Source organism: Bradyrhizobium sp. 956_D2_N1_4 (genome assembly GCF_052076025.1).
GTDB classification, from domain to species: Bacteria; Pseudomonadota; Alphaproteobacteria; order Rhizobiales; family Xanthobacteraceae; genus Bradyrhizobium; species Bradyrhizobium barranii.
Genome location: NZ_CP197237.1, coordinates 1,452,636 through 1,471,942 on the forward strand (window position 1 = coordinate 1,452,636; position 19,307 = coordinate 1,471,942).

The 19,307-nt window shown below is 65.7% G+C and carries 13 protein-coding genes and 1 pseudogene; 3 read left to right on the top strand and 11 right to left on the bottom strand.

The window, feature by feature from the left end; genetic code table 11:
- Positions 1–158: 158 nt before the first annotated feature.
- Positions 159–1,613: a sensor histidine kinase gene (locus tag AB7535_RS06630; RefSeq protein WP_085400602.1), complete on the top strand. Its 1,455-nt coding sequence runs from the start codon at positions 159–161 to the stop codon at positions 1,611–1,613.
- Positions 1,610–4,597 (top strand): bifunctional [glutamine synthetase] adenylyltransferase/[glutamine synthetase]-adenylyl-L-tyrosine phosphorylase, encoded by a 2,988-nt coding sequence (locus AB7535_RS06635; protein WP_085400604.1) that lies wholly within the window; start codon positions 1,610–1,612, stop codon positions 4,595–4,597. The genes AB7535_RS06630 and AB7535_RS06635 overlap by 4 nt, the downstream gene beginning before the upstream one ends.
- Here the strand turns inward: AB7535_RS06635 and AB7535_RS06640 are convergent.
- The 5 genes and pseudogenes from AB7535_RS06640 to AB7535_RS06660 form a co-directional block, all read right to left on the bottom strand.
- Positions 4,554–4,790, bottom strand: coding sequence for a formate dehydrogenase subunit delta (locus AB7535_RS06640; RefSeq protein ID WP_028151503.1), 237 nt, complete (start codon positions 4,788–4,790; stop codon positions 4,554–4,556). The genes AB7535_RS06635 and AB7535_RS06640 overlap by 44 nt on opposite strands.
- Entirely contained in the window at positions 4,777–5,607 is an 831-nt protein-coding gene (fdhD, locus tag AB7535_RS06645) for a formate dehydrogenase accessory sulfurtransferase FdhD (RefSeq protein WP_085400606.1), read from the bottom strand. Before fdhD ends, AB7535_RS06640 begins: the two co-directional genes overlap by 14 nt.
- A 4-nt stretch (positions 5,608–5,611) precedes the next feature.
- Positions 5,612–8,485, bottom strand: a complete 2,874-nt coding sequence (fdhF, locus tag AB7535_RS06650; RefSeq protein ID WP_028155556.1) for a formate dehydrogenase subunit alpha — start codon at positions 8,483–8,485, stop codon at positions 5,612–5,614.
- Positions 8,486–8,495: 10 nt separating this feature from the next.
- Positions 8,496–10,048, bottom strand: a pseudogene (locus AB7535_RS06655) (formate dehydrogenase beta subunit).
- Positions 10,045–10,521 (bottom strand): formate dehydrogenase subunit gamma, encoded by a 477-nt coding sequence (locus tag AB7535_RS06660; RefSeq protein WP_354112452.1) that lies wholly within the window; start codon positions 10,519–10,521, stop codon positions 10,045–10,047. Before AB7535_RS06660 ends, AB7535_RS06655 begins: the two are co-directional and overlap by 4 nt.
- A gap of 224 nt (positions 10,522–10,745) precedes the next feature.
- Between AB7535_RS06660 and AB7535_RS06665 the strand changes: the two genes are divergently transcribed.
- Complete coding sequence (locus tag AB7535_RS06665) at positions 10,746–11,639, top strand: LysR family transcriptional regulator (RefSeq protein WP_014496684.1); 894 nt, start codon at positions 10,746–10,748, stop codon at positions 11,637–11,639.
- 215 nt (positions 11,640–11,854) lie between these two features.
- Here AB7535_RS06665 and AB7535_RS06670 read toward each other — a convergent pair whose 3' ends face one another.
- From AB7535_RS06670 to AB7535_RS06695, 6 genes are all read right to left on the bottom strand, one after another.
- Entirely contained in the window at positions 11,855–14,185 is a 2,331-nt protein-coding gene (locus AB7535_RS06670) for a PAS domain-containing sensor histidine kinase (RefSeq protein ID WP_085400611.1), read from the bottom strand.
- 219 nt (positions 14,186–14,404) lie between these two features.
- Positions 14,405–15,778, bottom strand: a complete 1,374-nt coding sequence (locus AB7535_RS06675) for a cation-efflux pump (protein ID WP_085400612.1) — start codon at positions 15,776–15,778, stop codon at positions 14,405–14,407.
- 256 nt (positions 15,779–16,034) lie between these two features.
- Positions 16,035–17,003 carry a quinone oxidoreductase family protein gene (locus AB7535_RS06680; RefSeq protein WP_085400614.1) on the bottom strand — a complete coding sequence of 323 codons (969 nt, stop codon included), beginning with the start codon at positions 17,001–17,003 and terminating at the stop codon, positions 16,035–16,037.
- 25 nt (positions 17,004–17,028) lie between these two features.
- Positions 17,029–18,024 (bottom strand): NAD(P)H-dependent flavin oxidoreductase, encoded by a 996-nt coding sequence (locus AB7535_RS06685; RefSeq protein ID WP_063984534.1) that lies wholly within the window; start codon positions 18,022–18,024, stop codon positions 17,029–17,031.
- 287 nt (positions 18,025–18,311) lie between these two features.
- Complete coding sequence (locus tag AB7535_RS06690; RefSeq protein WP_071915558.1) at positions 18,312–18,962, bottom strand: hypothetical protein; 651 nt, start codon at positions 18,960–18,962, stop codon at positions 18,312–18,314.
- Positions 18,963–19,022: 60 nt separating this feature from the next.
- Positions 19,023–19,226 carry a hypothetical protein gene (locus AB7535_RS06695; protein ID WP_063984531.1) on the bottom strand — a complete coding sequence of 68 codons (204 nt, stop codon included), beginning with the start codon at positions 19,224–19,226 and terminating at the stop codon, positions 19,023–19,025.
- Between the last annotated feature and the right edge of the window lie 81 nt (positions 19,227–19,307).

Sequence of the window (19,307 nt, forward strand, 5' to 3'; positions counted from 1 at the left end):
GCCTCGGAAGAGAGTTGCGCCAACTTGCCGCTTTTTCGCCAGAGACGGCCGGGAACTAGGCGGCAAAAGATGCGGTAACTGCTTGAAACAAAAGGGAATAAGAGAAGTTGCGATGACCGGTGATAGCACGCGCAGCGCTCTGATTGGGTACCGGATCCGTGACGGCATTCGGTAAACTCGTCCGCACCACGGCATTCCGGCTGACGCTGGTCTACCTGTTCCTGTTTGCGATTTTCGCGGCCTCGCTGCTCGGCTATTTCGCCTGGAATACGCGGCGGCTGATCACCGAGGAAATCACGCAGACGGTCAATGCCGAGACCTCGGAGATCAACGAGATCTACGGCCGTCGCGGCCTGCGCGGCCTCGTGCTCGCGATCGAGTACCGGGCGCTGCGGCCGGGCGCCAACCTCTATCTCGTGACCACGCCGACCGGGCAGGCGATCGCCGGCAATGTCGGCTCGCTGGCGCCGGGCGTAATGGCGACGCGCGGCTGGTCGGAGACGGCCTACAAGCGGATCGAGGACGCCGACGAGCGCGACCATCGCGCGCTGGTGCGCGTCACCGAGCTCGAAAACGGTTTCCGCCTCCTGATCGGCCGCGACCTCGACGAGCGGCGGCGCCTGTTCGGGATCGTCGCCAAGGCCGCGCAATGGTCGATCCTGATCGTGGTCGTGCTGGGCCTCGGCGGCGGCATCTTCGTCGCGCGCCGCGTGCTCACGCGCATCGATGCGATGACCGGCACCGCGCAGCGCATCATGACCGGCGATCTCAGCGGGCGCCTGCCGGTGGGGCGCAGCGGCGACGAGCTCGATCGTCTTGCGGAAAACCTCAATGCGATGCTGGAGCGGATCGAGGCGCTGATGGCGGGGCTGAAGGAAGTCTCCGACAACATCGCCCACGACCTCAAGACGCCACTGACGCGTCTGCGCAACCGCGCCGAGGAGGCGCTGGCGAAATCGGGCAGCGAGACCGATTACCGAGCGGCGCTGGAGCGGACCATCGAGGAATCCGACGGCTTGATCCGCACCTTCAATGCGCTCTTGATGATCGCGCGCGCCGAGTCCGGCCAGGCGCGCGGCAACATGGATGATTTCGACGCCGCCGAAGTCGCGGGCGGCATCCACGAGCTCTACGAGCCGCTGGCCGAGGACGATGGCATGACCTTGAAGGTCAAGGCCGAGCCGACGCCGGTTCACGCCAACCGCGAATTGATCAGCCAGGCGCTCGCCAACCTGGTCGAGAACGCGATCAAGTACGGCAAGCCGGTCGCGCAGACCGGTGGAACCGTGGTCAGCATGGACTCCAGGCAGATCATCATCGAGGCGAAGCGCGAGGGCGACCAGGTGCTGCTCAGCGTCACCGATCGCGGCCCTGGTATCCCCGAAGCCGACCGCAAGCATGTCGTCGAGCGATTCGTGCGGCTTGAAGCCAGCCGCACGCTGCCGGGCTCCGGCCTCGGTCTCAGCCTTGCCGCCGCGGTTGCGACGTTGCATGGCGGAGAATTGCGGCTGGGTGATGCCCAGCCCGGCCTCGTCGCCACGCTGGTGCTCCCGGCGCGCGCCGGCGACAGGGTTGCTCCGCCAATGCAGGATGTGCCACAGAAGGTGGCATGAACCACTCCGCGCCGGGAAACGCGGACAAGACTGGTGAGAGCCTCGCCGCGCGCTTTGCGGAGGCTCCCCATATTGCCGCTTCCACCACCGACGAACGACGTCTTGAAAGCTGGCTGGCCGAGCTCGAGCCGGCGCAATCGGCCCGTCTTGGCGTGTCGCTGGCTCATCCCTTCGCGCGGGATATTCTGGCCGGCATCGCAGAATTCTCGCTCTATTTGTTCGATCTGGTGCGCACTGACCCGCTGCGGCTGATCCGGTTGCTGGAATGCGATCCGGATGCGCATCTCGCCCTGCTGATCGCGGAGGCGAGGGACGCGGTGCTCGCGGCAGGCGACGAAGCCGAGGTGATGCGGCTGCTTCGCAGGATGAAGGCCGAAGCGGCGCTTCTCACTGCGCTGTGCGATATCGGTGGCGTCTGGCCGGTGATGCGGGTGACGGCGGCGCTGACCGATGTCGCGGTATCCTCGGTGCAGGCGGCGCTCCAGTACCAGCTGCGGCAGGAAGCCGCACGTGGAAAGATCCTGCCGCCCAATCCCGAAGCTCCGGAAGAGGGCTGCGGCCTGATCGTGCTCGCGATGGGCAAGATGGGGGCGGGCGAGCTGAACTATTCCAGCGACATCGACCTCATCGTGTTCTTCGATCCCGATGCCACGACGCTCGCGCCCGACATCGAGCCGCAGCCGTTCTTCGTGCGGGTGACGCAGGGCGTGGCGCGCATTCTCCAGCAGCGTACCTATGACGGCTACGTCTTCCGCGTCGACCTGCGCCTGCGTCCCGATCCGTCCTCGACGCAAGTGGCGATTTCGCGAGACGCCGCGCTGAACTATTACGAGCGGGAAGGGCGCACCTGGGAGCGTGCTGCGATGATCAAGGCGCGTGCCTGCGCCGGCGATGCCAAAGCGGGCGAGGCGCTGCTCGCCGAAATCGCGCCCTTCGTCTGGCGCAAGCATCTCGACTTCGCCGCGCTTGCCGACGTCCACGACATGAAGCGGCAGATGCAGACCTATCGCGGCCAGAGCGAGATCGCGGTCGAGGGGCACAACGTCAAGGTCGGCCGCGGCGGCATTCGCGAGATCGAATTTTTCGCGCAAACGCAGCAGCTGATCGCCGGCGGTCGCCATCCGGAGTTGCGGGTGCGGCCGACGCTCGCCGCGCTCGATATTCTCGCCACCAGCAACTGGATCACCTTTGCCGCGCGTGACGAGCTGACCATTGCGTATGAATTCCTGCGCCGTGTCGAGCACCGCCTCCAGATGATCGCCGACGAGCAGACCCATGCGTTGCCCGACGACAAGGAGGCGGTCGAGCGCTTTGCGCGCTTCTTCGGCTATCCGGATCGCGAAGCCTTTGCGCGCGACCTGTTGCGGCAGCTCCAGATCGTGCAAGGACACTACGAAAAACTGTTCGAGGGCGATGACCCGACCGGCACAGCAAAGCTGCCGGCGCTCGACTACAGTGCAGGTCCTGACGATCCGCGCCTGCTGCAATATTTGACGACGCTCGGCTTCAAGAAGCCGGCCGCGCTCGCGCAGACCATACGTGACTGGATCACCGGCGACTACCGCGTGTTCCGCAACGACCAGACGCGAAGCGCTTTCGTCGAGTTCGTGCCGGCCCTGATCGACGGCCTCGCGCGGGCCGAGGAGCCGGATCGCGCCGTCGTGGCGTTCGATCAGTTCCTCCAGGCACTCCAGCTTGGCGGGCGGCTGATCACGCTGCTCGGCCAGAACCGCGATCTCGTCGCGCTCGTGGCGCTGGTGCTCGGCGCGGCGCCGCGGCTCGGCGAGATGCTGGCGCGGAAGCCGCAGCTCATGGATGGCCTGATCGATCCCAGATTCTTCGGCGCGATGCCGGACAAGCAGGAATTGTCGGCGCGATTGGCCGCGACGGTGCGCGACGCCGACTCCTATGAGGAGTTTCTCGACCGTCTCCGCCTGTTCGGGCAGGAGAGCCTGTTCCTGATCGGCACGCGCATTCTCTCCGGTACGGTCTCGGCGCAGCAGGCCAGCACGGCTTTCGCCGATGTCGCCGAAGGCATCGTCCACACCGTGCACGATCTTGTCGCCGAACGCTTCGCCGCCCAACACGGACGTATCAAGGATCAGGAGACCGCGATCATCGCGATGGGCCGGCTCGGCAGCCGCGAGATGACGGCATCGTCCGATCTCGACCTGATCCTGCTGTACGATTTCGACGGCGACAATCCGGACTCCGACGGGGCCAAATCGCTTCAGGGCGCCCACTACTTCGCGCGCTTCACCCAGCGCCTGATCAGTGCCTTCACCACACGCACCAATTACGGTGTGCTGTACGAGATCGACATGCGGCTGCGCCCGTCGGGACGCGCCGGTCCGGTGGCGTCGAGCCTCGTCTCATTCGCGGACTACCAGGCCAACGAGGCCTGGACCTGGGAGCACATGGCCCTGACCCGCGCCCGCGTGGTATCGGCCTCGGATGAATTCCGTGAGCGGATCGAGCGTATCATCCGCGATGTCCTGACCCGCCGCCGCGATCGGGCGACCATCGCCAACGACGTCGCCGACATGCGGCGCGCCATCGCGCAGGAGAAGGGCGAAAGCGACCATTGGGATCTCAAATACGCCGCAGGCGGCATGGTCGATATCGACTTCATCGCGCAATATCTCCAGCTCGTGCACGCCCATGACAAGCCTGAAATTCTCGACGTCAGCACCCTTCAGGTTCTGGACAACGCCGCCAAGCTCAACGTGCTCCCGCAATCGGAGGCGGAGATCCTTCGCGCGGCGGCGCGGCTCTATCACGACCTGACGCAGATCCTGCGTCTCTGCGTCAGCGACGGCTTCAAGCCCGAGACCGCCGGCACCGACCTTCAGCGCGTGATGGCGCGCGCCGGCGATGCGCCCGACTTCTCGTCGCTGGAGGCGCGCGTGAAGGAAACGCAGAGCGAGGTGAGGCGCGTATTTACGGCGCTGCTGGAAGGGACGTCGTCTGCTTCAGCGAGGTGAGAGCCTCGCGCACGTTCGGCTCCAGGCCGGCGCCGCCCGCGTCGAGATGGGCGAAGATCGCGCGCTTCATCCGGGGATCCCAGAACTTCTTGATGTGGTCGGCGATCCCCGGCACGGCCTTGTCGTGGCCCTGGCTCTTGAAGAAGGTACCGATCTGGTTGGCCATGTAGACGAGGCGGTCAGGCGACGACATCGATAATCTCCTGAGCACGATGAGCCGTAACGCGACTCTGGTGCGTGAATACTTCAAACCCATCGCTGCGGGCAATCGCGATCAACGTGATGCCGGCGGCCTCCGCGGTGCGAACCGCGAGCGCGGTGGGCGCCGAGACGGCGACCAGCACCGGGGCGCCGATTGCGGCCGTCTTCTGCACCATCTCGACCGAGACACGGCTCGTCAGCAGCACCATGCCCACGCTAGCGTCCGTCCGGCTGCGCGCCAGCGAACCTGCGAGCTTGTCTAGCGCGTTATGGCGGCCGACGTCCTCGCGCAGGGCCACAATGCCATTCGATGGCGACCAGAAGGCTGCAGCGTGGACCGCGCGCGTCTGCATGTTGATCGATTGCAGGGGCGCGATCGCCTGCATCGCCGTCATGATCTGTTGCGGCGTGAAGCTGGACCCTGGTGGGACGACGGCCGCGGGCCGCACGGCCTCGGCGATTGAATCGATGCCGCAAATGCCGCAGCCGGTCGGGCCGGCAATGTGCCGCCGCCGCTCGCTGATGCGCGCGGCATCTTCCGACGCCAGCCACATGCGCAGCTCGATGCCGTCGTCGAGGCGGACCACTTCGAGCGACTTGATGTCGTCGACCGACCTGATGATGCCTTCGTCCAGGCTGAAGCCGACCGCAAAATCCTCGAGGTTCTGTGGAGTCCCCATCATGACGGCATAGCTGCCGCCGTTATAGGTCAGCGCCAGCGGCGTCTCCTCCGGGATCAGGCGCGCGCCTTCGGACGCGACTCCGTCGCGCCAGATCTCGCGGTCGATGGCCTGGACCGGCACGTGCATGCCGTTACTCCGCTGCCTCGGCCGGCGCGATGCGGCGGGAGTGCTGCGCCTGCGCGTCATAGGCCTTCTGCCAGTCGGACGGGCCGTTCGACGGCGAGATCTGCACCGCGGTGACCTTGTATTCGGGGCAGTTGGTGGCCCAATCCGAATAGTCGGTGGTGATGACGTTGGCCTGCGTGTCCGGGTGATGGAAGGTGGTGTAGACGACGCCCGGTGAGACGCGGTCGGTGATCTCCGCGCGCAGCGTGGTTTCGCCCGCACGGCTCGCGAGCCGCACCCAGTCGCCGTCACGCACACCGCGCTGCTCGGCGTCGTGCGGATGAATCTCGAGCCGGTCCTCGGCATGCCAGACCACGTTCTCGGTGCGCCTTGTCTGCGCGCCGACATTGTACTGGCTGAGGATGCGGCCCGTGGTGAGCAGCAGCGGGAAGCGGGGGCCGGTACGCTCGTCGGTCGCGACATATTCGGTGACGATGAACTTGCCCTTGCCGCGGACGAAGCCGCCGATATGCATCACCGGGGTGCCCTCCGGCGCTTTCTCGTTGCAGGGCCACTGCACCGAGCCGAGTTCGTCGAGCTTGGCGTAGGAGACGCCGGTAAACGTCGGCGTCAGTGCCGCGATCTCGTCCATGATCTCGGACGGATGGCTGTAGTTCATCTCGAAACCCATGGCCTTGGCGAGGGCGATGGTGACCTCCCAGTCGGCCATGCCGTTCTTCGGCGTCATCACCTTGCGGACGCGCTGGATGCGGCGCTCGGCGTTGGTGAAGGTGCCGTCCTTCTCGAGGAAGCTCGAGCCGGGCAGGAAGACATGGGCGTAGTTTGCGGTCTCGTTCAGGAAGAGGTCGTGAACGATGACGCATTCCATCGACGACAGCGCCGCCACGACGTGCTTGGTGTTGGGATCGGACTGGAGGATGTCCTCGCCCTGCACGTAGATGCCCATGAACGTGCCTTCGATCGCGGCGTCGAACATATTGGGAATGCGCAGGCCCGGCTCCGGGTTGAGCTTGACGTTCCACAGCGCTTCGAACTGGTCGCGCACGGCGTCGCCCGAGATGTGGCGATAGCCGGGCAGCTCGTGCGGGAACGAGCCCATGTCGCAGGAACCCTGCACGTTGTTCTGGCCGCGCAGCGGGTTCACGCCGACGCCGGGGCGGCCGATATTGCCGGTCGCCATCGCGAGGTTGGCGATCGCGATCACGGTGGTCGAACCCTGGCTGTGCTCGGTGACGCCGAGGCCGTAATAGATCGCGCCATTGCCGCCGGTGGCGTAGATGCGCGCGGCTTCACGCAACACCTGCGGATCGACGCCGGTGAGGATCGCGGTGGCTTCCGGGCTGTGTTTCGGCTGGGCGACGAAGGCGGCCCATTCCTCGAACTCGGCCCAGTCGCAGCGCTCGCGCACGAAGGCTTCGTTGGCGAGGCCCTCGGTGACGATGACATGCGCCAGCGCCGTCACGACGGCAACGTTGGTGCCGGGCATCAGCGGCAGGTGCAACGCCTTTACGTGCGGCGATTCCACCATTTCGGTGCGGCGCGGATCGATCACGATCAGCTTTGCGCCCTGGCGCAGCCGCTTCTTCAGGCGCGAAGCGAACACCGGGTGAGCGGAGGCGGGATTTGCACCAATGATGACCGCGACGTCGGTATCTTCCACCGAGTCGAAGTCCTGCGTGCCGGCCGACGTGCCGAAGGTCTGCGACAGACCATAACCGGTCGGCGAATGGCAGACGCGGGCGCAGGTGTCGACATTGTTGTTGCCGAAGCCGCCGCGGATCAGCTTCTGCACCAGATAGGTTTCTTCGTTGGTGCAACGGGACGAGGTGATGCCGCCGATGGCGTCACGGCCGTATTTCTTCTGGATGCCGCGCATCTTGGCAGCGGCAAACGAGAACGCCTCATCCCAGGACACTTCGCGCCAGGGATCCTCGATCCGCTCGCGGATCATCGGGTTGAGGATGCGCTCCTTGTGGTTGGTGTAGCCCCAGGCGAAGCGGCCCTTGACGCAGGAATGGCCGCGATTGGCCTTGCCGTCCTTGTACGGCACCATGCGCACGACTTCCTCGCCGCGCATCTCGGCCTTGAAGGCGCAGCCGACGCCGCAATAGGCGCAGGTGGTGACGACGGAGTGCTCGGGCTGGCCGATCTCGATCACCGACTTTTCCGTCAGCGTCGCGGTCGGGCAAGCCTGCACGCAGGCGCCGCAGGAGACGCATTCGGAGCCGAGGAAGCTCTCGCTCATGCCGGGCGAAACGCGGCTGTCGAAGCCGCGGCCCGAGATGGTCAGTGCGAAGGTGCCTTGCACTTCCTCGCAGGCGCGGACGCAGCGCGAGCAGACGATGCACTTGGAGGGATCGTAGGTGAAGTAAGGATTGGACTCGTCCTTCGGCATCCAGGCGGCGTTGATCTCGCCATGGGATTTTGCGAAGACGTGGTTCTCGCCCTCATAGCCGTAGCGCACGTCGCGGAGGCCCACGGCGCCGGCCATGTCCTGCAATTCGCAATCGCCATTGGCGCCGCAGGTGAGGCAGTCAAGCGGATGGTCGGAGATGTAGAGCTCCATCACGCCCTTGCGCAGCTTCTTCAGCCGTTCGCTCTGGGTGTGCACGACGAGGCCGTTCATGGCAGGCGTCGTGCAGGAGGCCGGCGTGCCGGCGCGGCCCTCGATCTCGACGACGCAGAGACGGCAGGAGCCGAACGCGTCGACCATGTCGGTCGCGCAGAGTTTTGGGATCTGGTGGCCTGCATCCATCGCGGCCCGCATGATCGAGGTGCCCTCGGGCACCGTGACCTGGTTGCCGTCGATGGTCAGCGTCACCATCGTCGTCGATTTGGAGCGCGGTGTGCCGTAGTCGATTTCTTCGATCAGAGACATCGTCGTTCTCCTATTCCGCGGCCTGAAGCGTGGTCGGGGCCGGGATGAAATCTTCCCGGAAATGCTTCAACGCGCTGAGCACGGGGTAGGGCGTGAAGCCCCCGAGTGCGCAGAGCGAGCCGAATTTCATGGTGTTGCAGAGGTCTTCGACGAGCGCGAGATTTTCGCTCACGCGCTCGCCGCGGATGATCTTTTCGACGGTCTCGACGCCACGGGTCGAGCCGATCCGGCAGGGCGTGCACTTGCCGCAGGATTCGATGGCGCAGAATTCCATGGCGAAGCGCGCCTGCCTGCGCATGTCGACGCTGTCGTCGAACACGACGATGCCGCCATGGCCGATCAGGCCGTCGCGTGCGGCGAAGGCTTCGTAGTCGAACGGGGTGTCGAACAGCGCGCGCGGGAAGTAGGCGCCGAGAGGGCCGCCGACCTGCACCGCGCGAACCGGACGGCCCGTGAACGTGCCGCCGCCGATGTCGTCGACGAGCTCGCCGAGCGTCACGCCGAACGCCGTCTCGAACAGCCCGCCATGGCGGATGTTGCCGGCGAGCTGGATCGGCATCGTGCCGCGCGAGCGGCCCATGCCGAAATCAGCGTAGGCCTTGCTTCGGCGAGGATGAAGGGGATGGCGGCGAATGACAGCACGTTGTTGATGACGGTCGGCTCGCCGAACAGGCCGTGATGCGCGGGCAGCGGCGGCTTGGCGCGGACCAGGCCACGGCGGCCTTCGAGGCTTTCCAGCAGCGAGGTCTCTTCGCCGCAAACGTAAGCGCCGGCGCCGACCCGCACTTCGAGATCGAAGCTGTAGGTGGAGCCGCCGATCTTGTCGCCGAGATAGCCGCCGCGCTTTGCTGCCTTGATGGCCGCGTTCATCGCTTCGACTGCGTGCGGGTATTCGCTGCGGATGTAGATGTAGCCCTTGGTCGCGCCGACGGTGATGCCGGCGGTCGTCATGCCCTCGATCACCAGGAAGGGGTCGCCTTCCATGATCATGCGGTCGGCGAAGGTGCCGCTGTCGCCTTCGTCGGCGTTGCAGACGATGAATTTGCGGTCGGCCTTCGCTTGCGCGACGGTCTTCCACTTGATGCCGGTGGGGAAGCCCGCACCGCCGCGGCCACGCAGGCCGGATGCGGTGACCTCGGCGAGGATCGCATCCGAGCCGAGCGACAGCGCGCGCTCGAGGCCCTTGTAGCCGCCATGGGCGCGGTAGTCGTCAAGCGAGCGCGGATCGATCACGCCGCAGCGGGCGAAGGTGAGACGGGTCTGGCGCTTCAGCCAGGGGATCTCGTCGGTTGCGCCCAGCCGCAGCAGATGCGGCGTGTTGCTGGCGAGGGCGTCGAGCAGGGAGGGCACATCGGCCTCGGTGACCGGGCCGAACGCGATCCGGCCCTGCGGCGTCGCAACCTCGACCAGCGGCTCCAGCCAGTACATGCCGCGCGAGCCGGTCCTGACGATCTCGACTGCAACGCCGCGCTTGGCCGCATCCTGCTCCAGCGCCAGCGCAACCTCGTCGGCGCCAACCGCAATCGCACCCGCATCGCGTGAGACGAATAGACGCATGCTCATCGCTGTGCCTCCGCGACCAGTGCATCGAGGCGCTTCTCATCGAGCCGGCCAATGAGGCGGCCGTCGAGCATGGCGGACGGTGCGGTCGCGCACAGCCCGAGGCAGTAGATCGGCTCCAGCGTGACGCGATCATCGGCGGTCGTGTTGCCGAGGGGCACGCCAAGCTTCGCCTCGGCGCGCGCAGCGAGAGCATCGCCGCCCGCAGCCTGACACGCTTCCGCGCGACAAAGCTTCAGGACATGACGTCCGGCCGGCTTGTGCCGGAAATCATGGTAGAAGGTGAACACGCCATGCACCTCGGCGCGCGACAGATTCAGCGCCTGCGCCACCATGGGGATCGCCGCCTCCGGCACATAGCCGAACGCCTTCTGAAGGGCGTGCAGGATGACCAGCGTCGCGCCCTCTTGCTTCGCATGTTCGGCGATGATCTCTGCGCCGCGCGTCTCGTCCCAAGGCTCGTAAACCGCTGTCATTCTTTGTTCTCAGATTGAGCGTCCCTTGATCGCAAACTATTTGGAATCGTTCGAAGATCAATAAAGCTGTCTCATGCTGCGATTGCGAATTCTGATCGATCTGGAAGCGCAATCGGGCGATACGGAAATGCAATTAATCGCGTTCCGCTTGCCGGTTTTTCCGTGTTGGTAATGACCTGCCGTGCTAGCTTGCATGCCACGATGGCATCCGAGGGGACGACCGGTTGATCGACAAGCTTGAACTGCTGCTGGCGCTGGCGAAGGAGCGGCATTTCGGACGCGCTGCAGAAGTCTGCGGCGTGACGCAACCGACGATGTCGACCGGGCTCAAGCAGCTCGAGGAGATCCTCGGCGTGATGCTGGTCCAGCGCGGCTCCCGCTTCCAGGGTTTTACCCCCGAGGGCGAGCGCGCGCTGGATTGGGCGCGGCGGATCGTGGGCGATGCCCGCGCCATGCGTGACGAGATCAACGGGCTGAAGCATCAGCTCTCCGGCGAAATCCGCATCGCGGCGATCCCGACCGTGCTCGGCATGGTCGCCCAGCTGACGACGCCGTTCCGCGCCAAGCATCCCGAGGTGCGATTTCGCATCCAGTCCACCACCTCATCCGAGGTGCTGGGGCTGCTCGAAAATCTCGAGGTCGATGCGGGGCTGACCTATATCGAGAACGAGCCGATCGGCAAGGTGCGCACCATTCCGCTCTACAACGAGAGCTATCGCCTGCTGACCGCGCCGGATGGAATGTTCGGCGATCGCGAGACGGTGACGTGGAAGGAGGTCGGGCAGGTGCCGCTGTGCCTGCTGACGCCCGACATGCAGAACCGCCGCATCATCGACCGCGCGCTCCGCTCGGTCGGCGCGGAGGCGACGCCAACCCTGACCTCGAACTCGCTGCTCGTGCTGTTCACGCATGTGAAGACGGGGCGCTGGGCGAGCGTGATGCCGGCCAAGCTTGCCGAGACGCTCGGCCTGTCCGATACGGTGCGTTCGATCCCGATCACCGATCCTGATGTCAATTACAGCATCGGCATGGTGATCCCGCAGCGCGATCCGATGACGCCGCTGATCGCGGCGCTGGTCAACGTCGCGCGCGAAGTGGCGCCGTCGCTGCAATTGTAGGGTCTACAGCGTTTTCGAGCGAAGTGGATACCGGTTCGGCAGGGCCCGAGCAAGCGCCTCGTCCTTCGAGACGACCGCTTCGCGGTCTCCTCAGGATGAGGCTCCGTTGTATCGGTGTTCGCTGAAACTGCTGCTGCGCACTCTGCCCTCATCCTGAGGGCCCGCCGGAGGCGGGCGTCTCGAAGGATGGCCGCAGGCGAGCTTCCCGCCATGCTCTAGGCCGCAGCCGACATCCCGGACGCCGCCTTGATCGCATCGCGCGGCAGGGTCACGCGGACGACGGTGCCCACCTCGATCTTCGAGCGCAGCCGCATCGAGCCGCCGTGGAGCTGCGCCAGCGAGCGCGCGATCGCAAGTCCAAGTCCGGAGCCGTGGTAGGTCTTGGTGAGCTGGCTCTCGACCTGCTCGAACGGGCGGCCGAGCCGTGCCAGCGAATGCGGCGCGATCCCGATGCCGGTGTCGGCGATCAACAGCACGATCTTGTCGTCGAGCTGTCGGCTGCGCACCACGATGCGTCCGCCGTCGGGCGTGAATTTCACCGCATTGGAGAGCAGGTTGACGATGATCTGCTTGGTCGCGCGGCGGTCGGCAACGACCGAGATCGATTTCTCGATCCCGGCGTCGAGCGTCAGATGCTTGTCCTGCGCGCGGCCGGAGACGACGCGGAGGGACTCCGCGAGCGTCTGTCCGAGGTCGAGCTCTTCCATGTCGAGCTTCATGCGGCCGGCTTCGATCTTGGACATGTCGAGGATGTCGTTGATGACTTCGAGCAGGTAATGGCCGCTGGTCAGGATGTCCTGGCAGTATTCCTGGTACTTCTCCGAGCCGAGCTCGCCGAACATGCCCGAGCCCATGATCTCGGAGAAGCCGATGATGGCGTTGAGCGGCGTGCGCAGCTCGTGGCTCATATTGGCGAGGAATTTCGACTTGGTCTGGTTGGCTTCCTCGGCGCGGGTCTTCTCGCGCTGATACTTCTCGGCGAGGTCGGCGAGCTCGTTGGTCTGGCGCTCCAGCGCCGCCTGGGAGCGCTTCAGGTCGATGACGGTGGCGCGCAGGCGCAGATCGTTGTCGACCAGCTTCTGCTCGTGCTCCTTGATGCGGGTGATGTCGGTGCCGACCGAGACGTAGCCGCCGTCCTTGGTGCGGCGCTCGCTGATGTGCAGCCAGCTGCCGTCGTCGAGCTGCGCCTCGAAGGTGCGTGCGCCCGGACCCTGGCTGGCCGTCTCGTTGTGGCGGGTGCGCACCTCCGGCATGCGGCCGACTTCGAGCACGGTCTCGTAGGAGGTGCCGGGGATGACGGCGCTGTCGGGCAGCTTGTGCAGGCGCTGGAAGTGCGAGTTGCAGAGCACGAGGCGGTCGCTCGCGTCCCACAGCACGAAGGCCTCCGGAATGGTCTCGATGGCGTCGCGCAGGCGGAGGTCGGCTTCGACGGTGCGTTCGGCGAGGCTCTTCTGCTCGGTGATGTCGACGGCGATCCCGATCAGGTGCACGCTGGAATCGGTCGCCCCGTGCGTCTTCTCGCAGCGGACGCGGAGCCAGATCCAGTGACCGTCGACGTGCTGCATGCGGAAGGTCTGGTCGATATGGTCGATCTTCCCGGAGATGAGCTGGTCGGCGATCTCGAACAGGTCGATGTCGTCGGACTTCACCAGCGCGTTGACCTCGCCGAAGGTGAGGAGCTCGTTACGACCGTCGAGGCCGAGCATCGAAAACATCGACTGCGACCAGAAGATCCGGCCGCGCGACAGATCCCAGTCCCACAGGCCGCAGCGGCCGCGGTTGAGCGCGGTGTCGATGCGGCCGCGCACGGCGTCGTTGATGAGGTCGCCCTCGCGGGCGCGGGTCGACTGCCAGTGGAAGGCGAAGCCGAGGATCAGGACCACGAAGCCGGTGGTCGCCGACAGCGTCACCGAGAGCGCGGCGTCCGAGCCCCAGATCGGCTCGTTGCGCTCCTGGATCACGGTGACGAGGCCCGGCAGCGACTTGATCTGCCGCGAGGTCACCATCGCGGCGTTGCCGTTCGGCAGCGTCATGTCGGAGACGTTGTTGTCGCGCGGCGGCGCCGCGACCAGTTGCGCCGTGGTGATCGCATCGAGCAGGCGGTCGTTGCCTGAGGGGTCGCGGTCGATCGGAATGCGGGCGAGGATGCGGCGGTCGACGCCGGCCGAGGTGACGACGACGTGGCGGCCGGAGGCCGTGCCCCAGGACGGGATCAGATCGGGCAGCAGCGTCGGCAGGTTCTCGATGTTCTTGAGCCGCTCCTGCCGCGACGAGGTCAGGCGATCGATCCGCTCTGCGAGCAGGTCGGCCAGCGCCGAGATGTCGTGGCGGAGCACCTGCCGCTTCTGGCGCGTCTGATCGACGACCTGCACGAACGCGCCGAGACAGATCGTGACCAGGAACGCGATGATCAGCGTCGGCACGGCGCGGCGCAGCGCCGGCTCCGCGATCAGGAGCCGATGATAGGCAGGTTTCGCGATCGATTGCGCCAATCCCTTGATCGAATCGGATTGGACGCGCACGTTCGCGGCGTCTGCACGCGACATGCCTTCTGCCCCCTGGAAAACCTGCTTGCAACTTAAGTTCGGAAGCAGCCCCACATCGCTTCCGAATCATGACCGATTTGAATCCAGTTTTCGCAGGCTGTCGAGAGTCAACGAATCGTTAACGCGAATTTATTCTTATCCAACGCGCACTTTGCGTCCGCAAACTTACGTGCGTGGCGAGTCCGAAACGAGAACATGTGACTCCCCGCACATTTCGCGTCACGCCCGCGGCGGCTCGGCGTGACTGATCACGCGCTTCACGCTCGGGAACGCGCGGCGGAGCGCGCGCTCGATCGCGTCGACATGCTCGTGCACCTTGATCACGCTCATCGAGGGCGTGGCACGGCAGTGGAAATTGACGATCTCGCCGGCGTCGGTGTTGCGGACACGCACATTGTGGATGTCGTAGATCTCGCCGCCGGCGGCATATTCCGTCAGGGCGGAGGCGATGGCCCGCACCCGTTCCGGCACGGCATCGACCCCGAACGGCAGTTCCGGTTCCAATGGTTCGATATGGACGTCCACCTCGACGTCGGCGCCGAACTCCTCCTGGATGCTGCGCTCCAGCGTGTTGGCGATGTCATGGGCGGCGTCGAGCTGCATCCCGGCGTCGACCTCGAGGTCGATGCCGACGATGAGCTTGGCGCCGAGGTCGTGCACCGTGACGTGGTGGATGGCGAGGCCGGAATTGTGTGCGATGACCATGATCCGGTCGCGCACGGTCTCGTTGTCGCGCGCGACGGGGACGGCGGTGAAGGTAAGGTCGGCGTCGCCGAATGCCTTGTCGACCGCCGCCTGCGCCTTGCGCTTGATCTCCTCGACGCGGTCGATCGGATAGGTTCGCGGCACCTTCGCGATGGTGTCGATGAACATGGTCGCGCCCACCATGCGCAGCCGCAACCGCTCGACGTCGATCACGCCGGGCACGCCAAGGATCGCGGCCGTGGCCTTCTCCTGCGCGCCCTCGGGGGCGCGATCGACCAGCGTCTGCACGGTCGAGCCGGCCATGCGCAGGCCGAGCAGGGCGATCATCACGGCGACGGCGGCAGCGGCCGCGGCGTCGCCCCACCAGAAGCCGAGGGCGGCCAGGATCAGGCCGATGATCACGGCGAACGAGCCGAGTACGTCGGAGGCGAAATGCAGCGCGTCCGCCGCGAGCGCCTGGCTGCGCGTTTCCCGTGCGGCGCGGTGCAGGGCGCGGGCACGCCACAAGTTCACGACGATGTCGATCACCAGCACCACGAACGGTACGGCCGAGATGGTCGGCGGCGGAGTTCCCTCGCGCAGGCGGCTGTAGGATTCGACCAGGATGCCCCCGGCCAGCACGTAGAGCAGGGCGGTGACACCGAGCGCGGAGATGCTCTCCAGCTTGCCGTGGCCGTAATGGTGCTCTTCGTCGGCCGGCTTGTCGGACACCCGCACCACCGCCCAGGTGATGATGGTCGCGACCAGGTCGATCGAGGAATGCAGGGCCTCCGAAATCAGCGCCAGCGAGCCGATCGCGATCCCGACCGCAAACTTGGCCGCTGCCATGCCGCCGCTGGCGAAGATCGAGATTGCGGCGACCGAGGTCTTGTTGTGCTGTGCGCTCATGGCCGGGGATTTAGCAGCCTAGGGCTGAACATCAAGCGACGATCCACAGCTGTAGTCGCGAGTGAGTTGCAGGAGCGAAACTATTGCGAATGCTTCCGAATTGAATGCTCGCTTATGCCACTGGCTCAGTCTCGTAGGGTGGGCAAAGGCGCGTAGCGCCGTGCCCACCAACAAGTGTCTCCTGATCAACCGCTGTGGTGGGCACGCTTCGCTTTGCCCACCCTACGAGACCGCGCGCTCGTCGCCCGGCCAGGCATCACAGCGTCACGACGATCTTCCCCAGATGCTTGTTCGCCTCCATGTGCTCGAACGCCTTGTCGATGTCGGCGAAGGCATAGACCTTGTCGATCGGCAGCTGCAGCTTGCGTGACTCGACCGCGCCCCAGATGTCCTTGCGGACCTCGTCGAAGATCTCGCGGACCTCCTCGATGGTGCGGGTGCGGAAGGTGACGCCGACATAGTCGATCCGGCGTGCGGCATGCAGGTCGAAGTTGAAATCGGCATGGGTGCCGCCGAGCCGGCCGACATTGACGATGCGGCCCTTGACCTTGGTGGCGGCGAGGTTCTGGCTCGCGACCTTGCCCGAGACCTGGTCGACGATGAGGTCGACGCCTTCGCCGTTCGTCGCCTTCAGCACCTCGTCCACCCATTTGGGGTCGGAGGAGTCGACGGCGAGGTCGGCGCCATACTCCCTAAGCCGGCCGCGGCGATAGGGATCGGTCGACGAGCCGATCACGAGCTTGGCGCCCTTGAGCCTCGCAATCTGCATCGCCATCAGACCGACGCCGGAGCTCGCCCCCTGGATCAGCACGGCTTGGCCGGGCTGAATGCCGCCGACGGTGACGACCGCGTTGTGCATGGTCGCGAGCGCGACGGGCAGGGTGGCGGCTTCCTCGAAGTTCATGTTCGATGGCGCGCGGAACAGCCGGCCGTGATCGGCCAGGGTGTATTCGGCGAACGCCGCGCCGCCCGAGCCCATGATGCGGTCGCCGACCTTCACGCCCTTGGCATCCGGTCCGAGCTCGGCGACCTCGCCGGCCCATTCCATGCCGAGCACGGTGCCGGCACCGCCGGCGGCGCCATGGGCGTGGCCCTTGCGCATGCCGGTGTCGGCGCGGTTCAGCCCGCAGGCGCGGACGCGGACCAGCACCTGCGTGCCCTTAGGCTTTGGTTGAGCGACGTCGGAAATCTGAGCGCCGTCAGGGCCGTAGACATAAGCCTTCATGAATTACTCTCGCTTCTTGCAGTGATTATTCAGCGGCTTGTGCGCTCGGATGAGCGATCATGCCTTCGAGCCGGCTGCGAATGATGGCTTCGGCCTCGCGCACGATGCGGGAGATCAGCTCGGCGCAGCTCGGGATGTCCTGGATCAGGCCCTGCACCTGGCCCGCCGACCAGATGCCTTCGTCCGAATTGCCGGTCGCATAGACCATCTTACCACGGGCGCCCGCAACCAGCTCGCGGATGTCCTCGAACTTCGCGCCTTCCTTCTCCATGGCGACGACCTTGGTCGAGATGTCGTTTTTGGCAACGCGCGAGGTGTTGCGCATGGTACGGAAGATCAGCTCGGTCTCGCGCTCGTCATTGGCGACGATCTTCTCCTTGATGAGCTGGTGGATCGGGCTTTCCTTGGTGGCCATGAAGCGGGTGCCCATGTTGATGCCCTCGGCGCCGAGCGCCAGGGCGGCGACGAGGCCGCGGGCATCGGCAAAGCCGCCCGAGGCGATCATCGGGATCTTGATCTTGTTGGCGGCGGCCGGGATCAGGATCAGGCCGGGGGTGTCGTCCTCGCCGGGGTGGCCGGCGCATTCGAACCCGTCGATCGAGATGGCGTCGACGCCCATGCGCTCGGCCGAGAGCGCGTGGCGGACGCTGGTGCATTTGTGCACGATCTTGACGCCATGCCTCCTGAACTCATCGACATGCTCCTGCGGCTTGTTGCCGGCGGTCTCGACCACGGTGATGCCGGCCTCGATGATGGCGGCGCGGTATTCGGCGTAGGGCGGCGGCTTGATCGCGGGCAGGATGGTGAGGTTGACGCCAAAGGGCTTGTCGGTGAGGTCGCGGCAGCGCGCGATCTCCTTGGTCAGGTCTTCCGGGGTCGGCTGGGTCAGCGCCGTGATGAAGCCGAGCGCGCCAGCGTTCGCGACCGCGGCGACCAGCTCGGCGCGTCCGACCCATTGCATGCCGCCCTGGACGATCGGGTGCTCGACGCCGACGAGCTTTGTGAACCGTGTCTGCAGCATGATCTGTTTCCCCCGCCTCGCGTGGCGCTCTGTTATCGGTTGATGGCGGCAGGATGCCGCCGGGGGTAGGAAAAGTCTATCAGCCGGGCGTGCGGGGCGTCATGCGAGCGATGAGGGTGATTCCGCAGGGCGGATAATTGGACGCCGGTTTCCGTCAGGCCGGCACCGCTGAGTCGGTTCTTAGCCCCGCTGCTTCAACACCGTCATTGCGAGCGCAGCGAAGCAATCCAGACTGTCTCCGCGGAGGGACTCTGGATTGCTTCGCTGCGCTCGCAATGACGGTAGAACTACTCCGCCGACAGCCGCACCATCTGGCGGCCGCCGTTCATTTCCTTGAGGCTGTTGACGAATTTTTCCGGGCGCTGCCAGCGGTAGGGGACCTGCAGGCCCATGAACTCGGCGATGTCGCCGATGAAGCCGGTGCAGTTGGTGGTCTCAGCGTTCCAGACCGGCGAGCTCGCCTGCAATTTCTTGATATAGGCGAAGACGCGCTTGGCGTCGGCTTCGCTCAGATAGACGCGGTAGTTCGCGGTCAGATAGTCCGGATCGAGATCGCCGTAGCTCGCGCCGGTTTCGGCTGGCACCCAGGTGAGGTGACCGAGCACATAGGCCCAAGTGTCGCCGGCGGGCGTGAGGCCCGCGACTTCGACGGCGCGCTCGCTGGTCTTGCCGTACCAGACGAACGCATGGCCCCAGCTCGCCGCCGTCCGCGCGCGGAAGTCGACGTAGTAGGGACCTTTCTCTGCGCGTGCGACGGAGCGCCGCGTCGATTGCGGCGCCGGTCGTGATGCGGCGTCGGTCGTAGCAAGCGCATTGGCGTCGGCAACGCGCTTGTTCGCTTCGTGGGCCGAGGCCGAGGGGGTGGTGCAGGCGAGCATCGCCGCGAGAGCGAATCCCGCGAGGATGCAGGATCCCGATCGATCAGATGTGTTCGTCACGTTGTGCCCCTCGACTACCGGCCGCTTACGCAGATTTCTTGCGCGTATTTCCGTTGCGCGTCAGTAGCGCGCAGCGACCGGGCCGGGCGCCTTGCCGATCGGGGCCTTTCCAATCGGGCTCTTGCCAATCGGCATCTTGCCGATCGGCGCCTGCTCCGCAGGATAGACGGGAACGGGCTGGCGACGCGGCAGATCCGCAGCGTTCGCAGCCGTCACCAGAGCAAGCGTCGCACCCAGAGCAATTACAATTTTCTTCACAGTCATACCCCTAGAAGGTTTGGTCCAAACACGGCACGGCCGTGCCCCCAGACACGCCTCATAGAAGGCGGCCGAATGCGTCCAAGT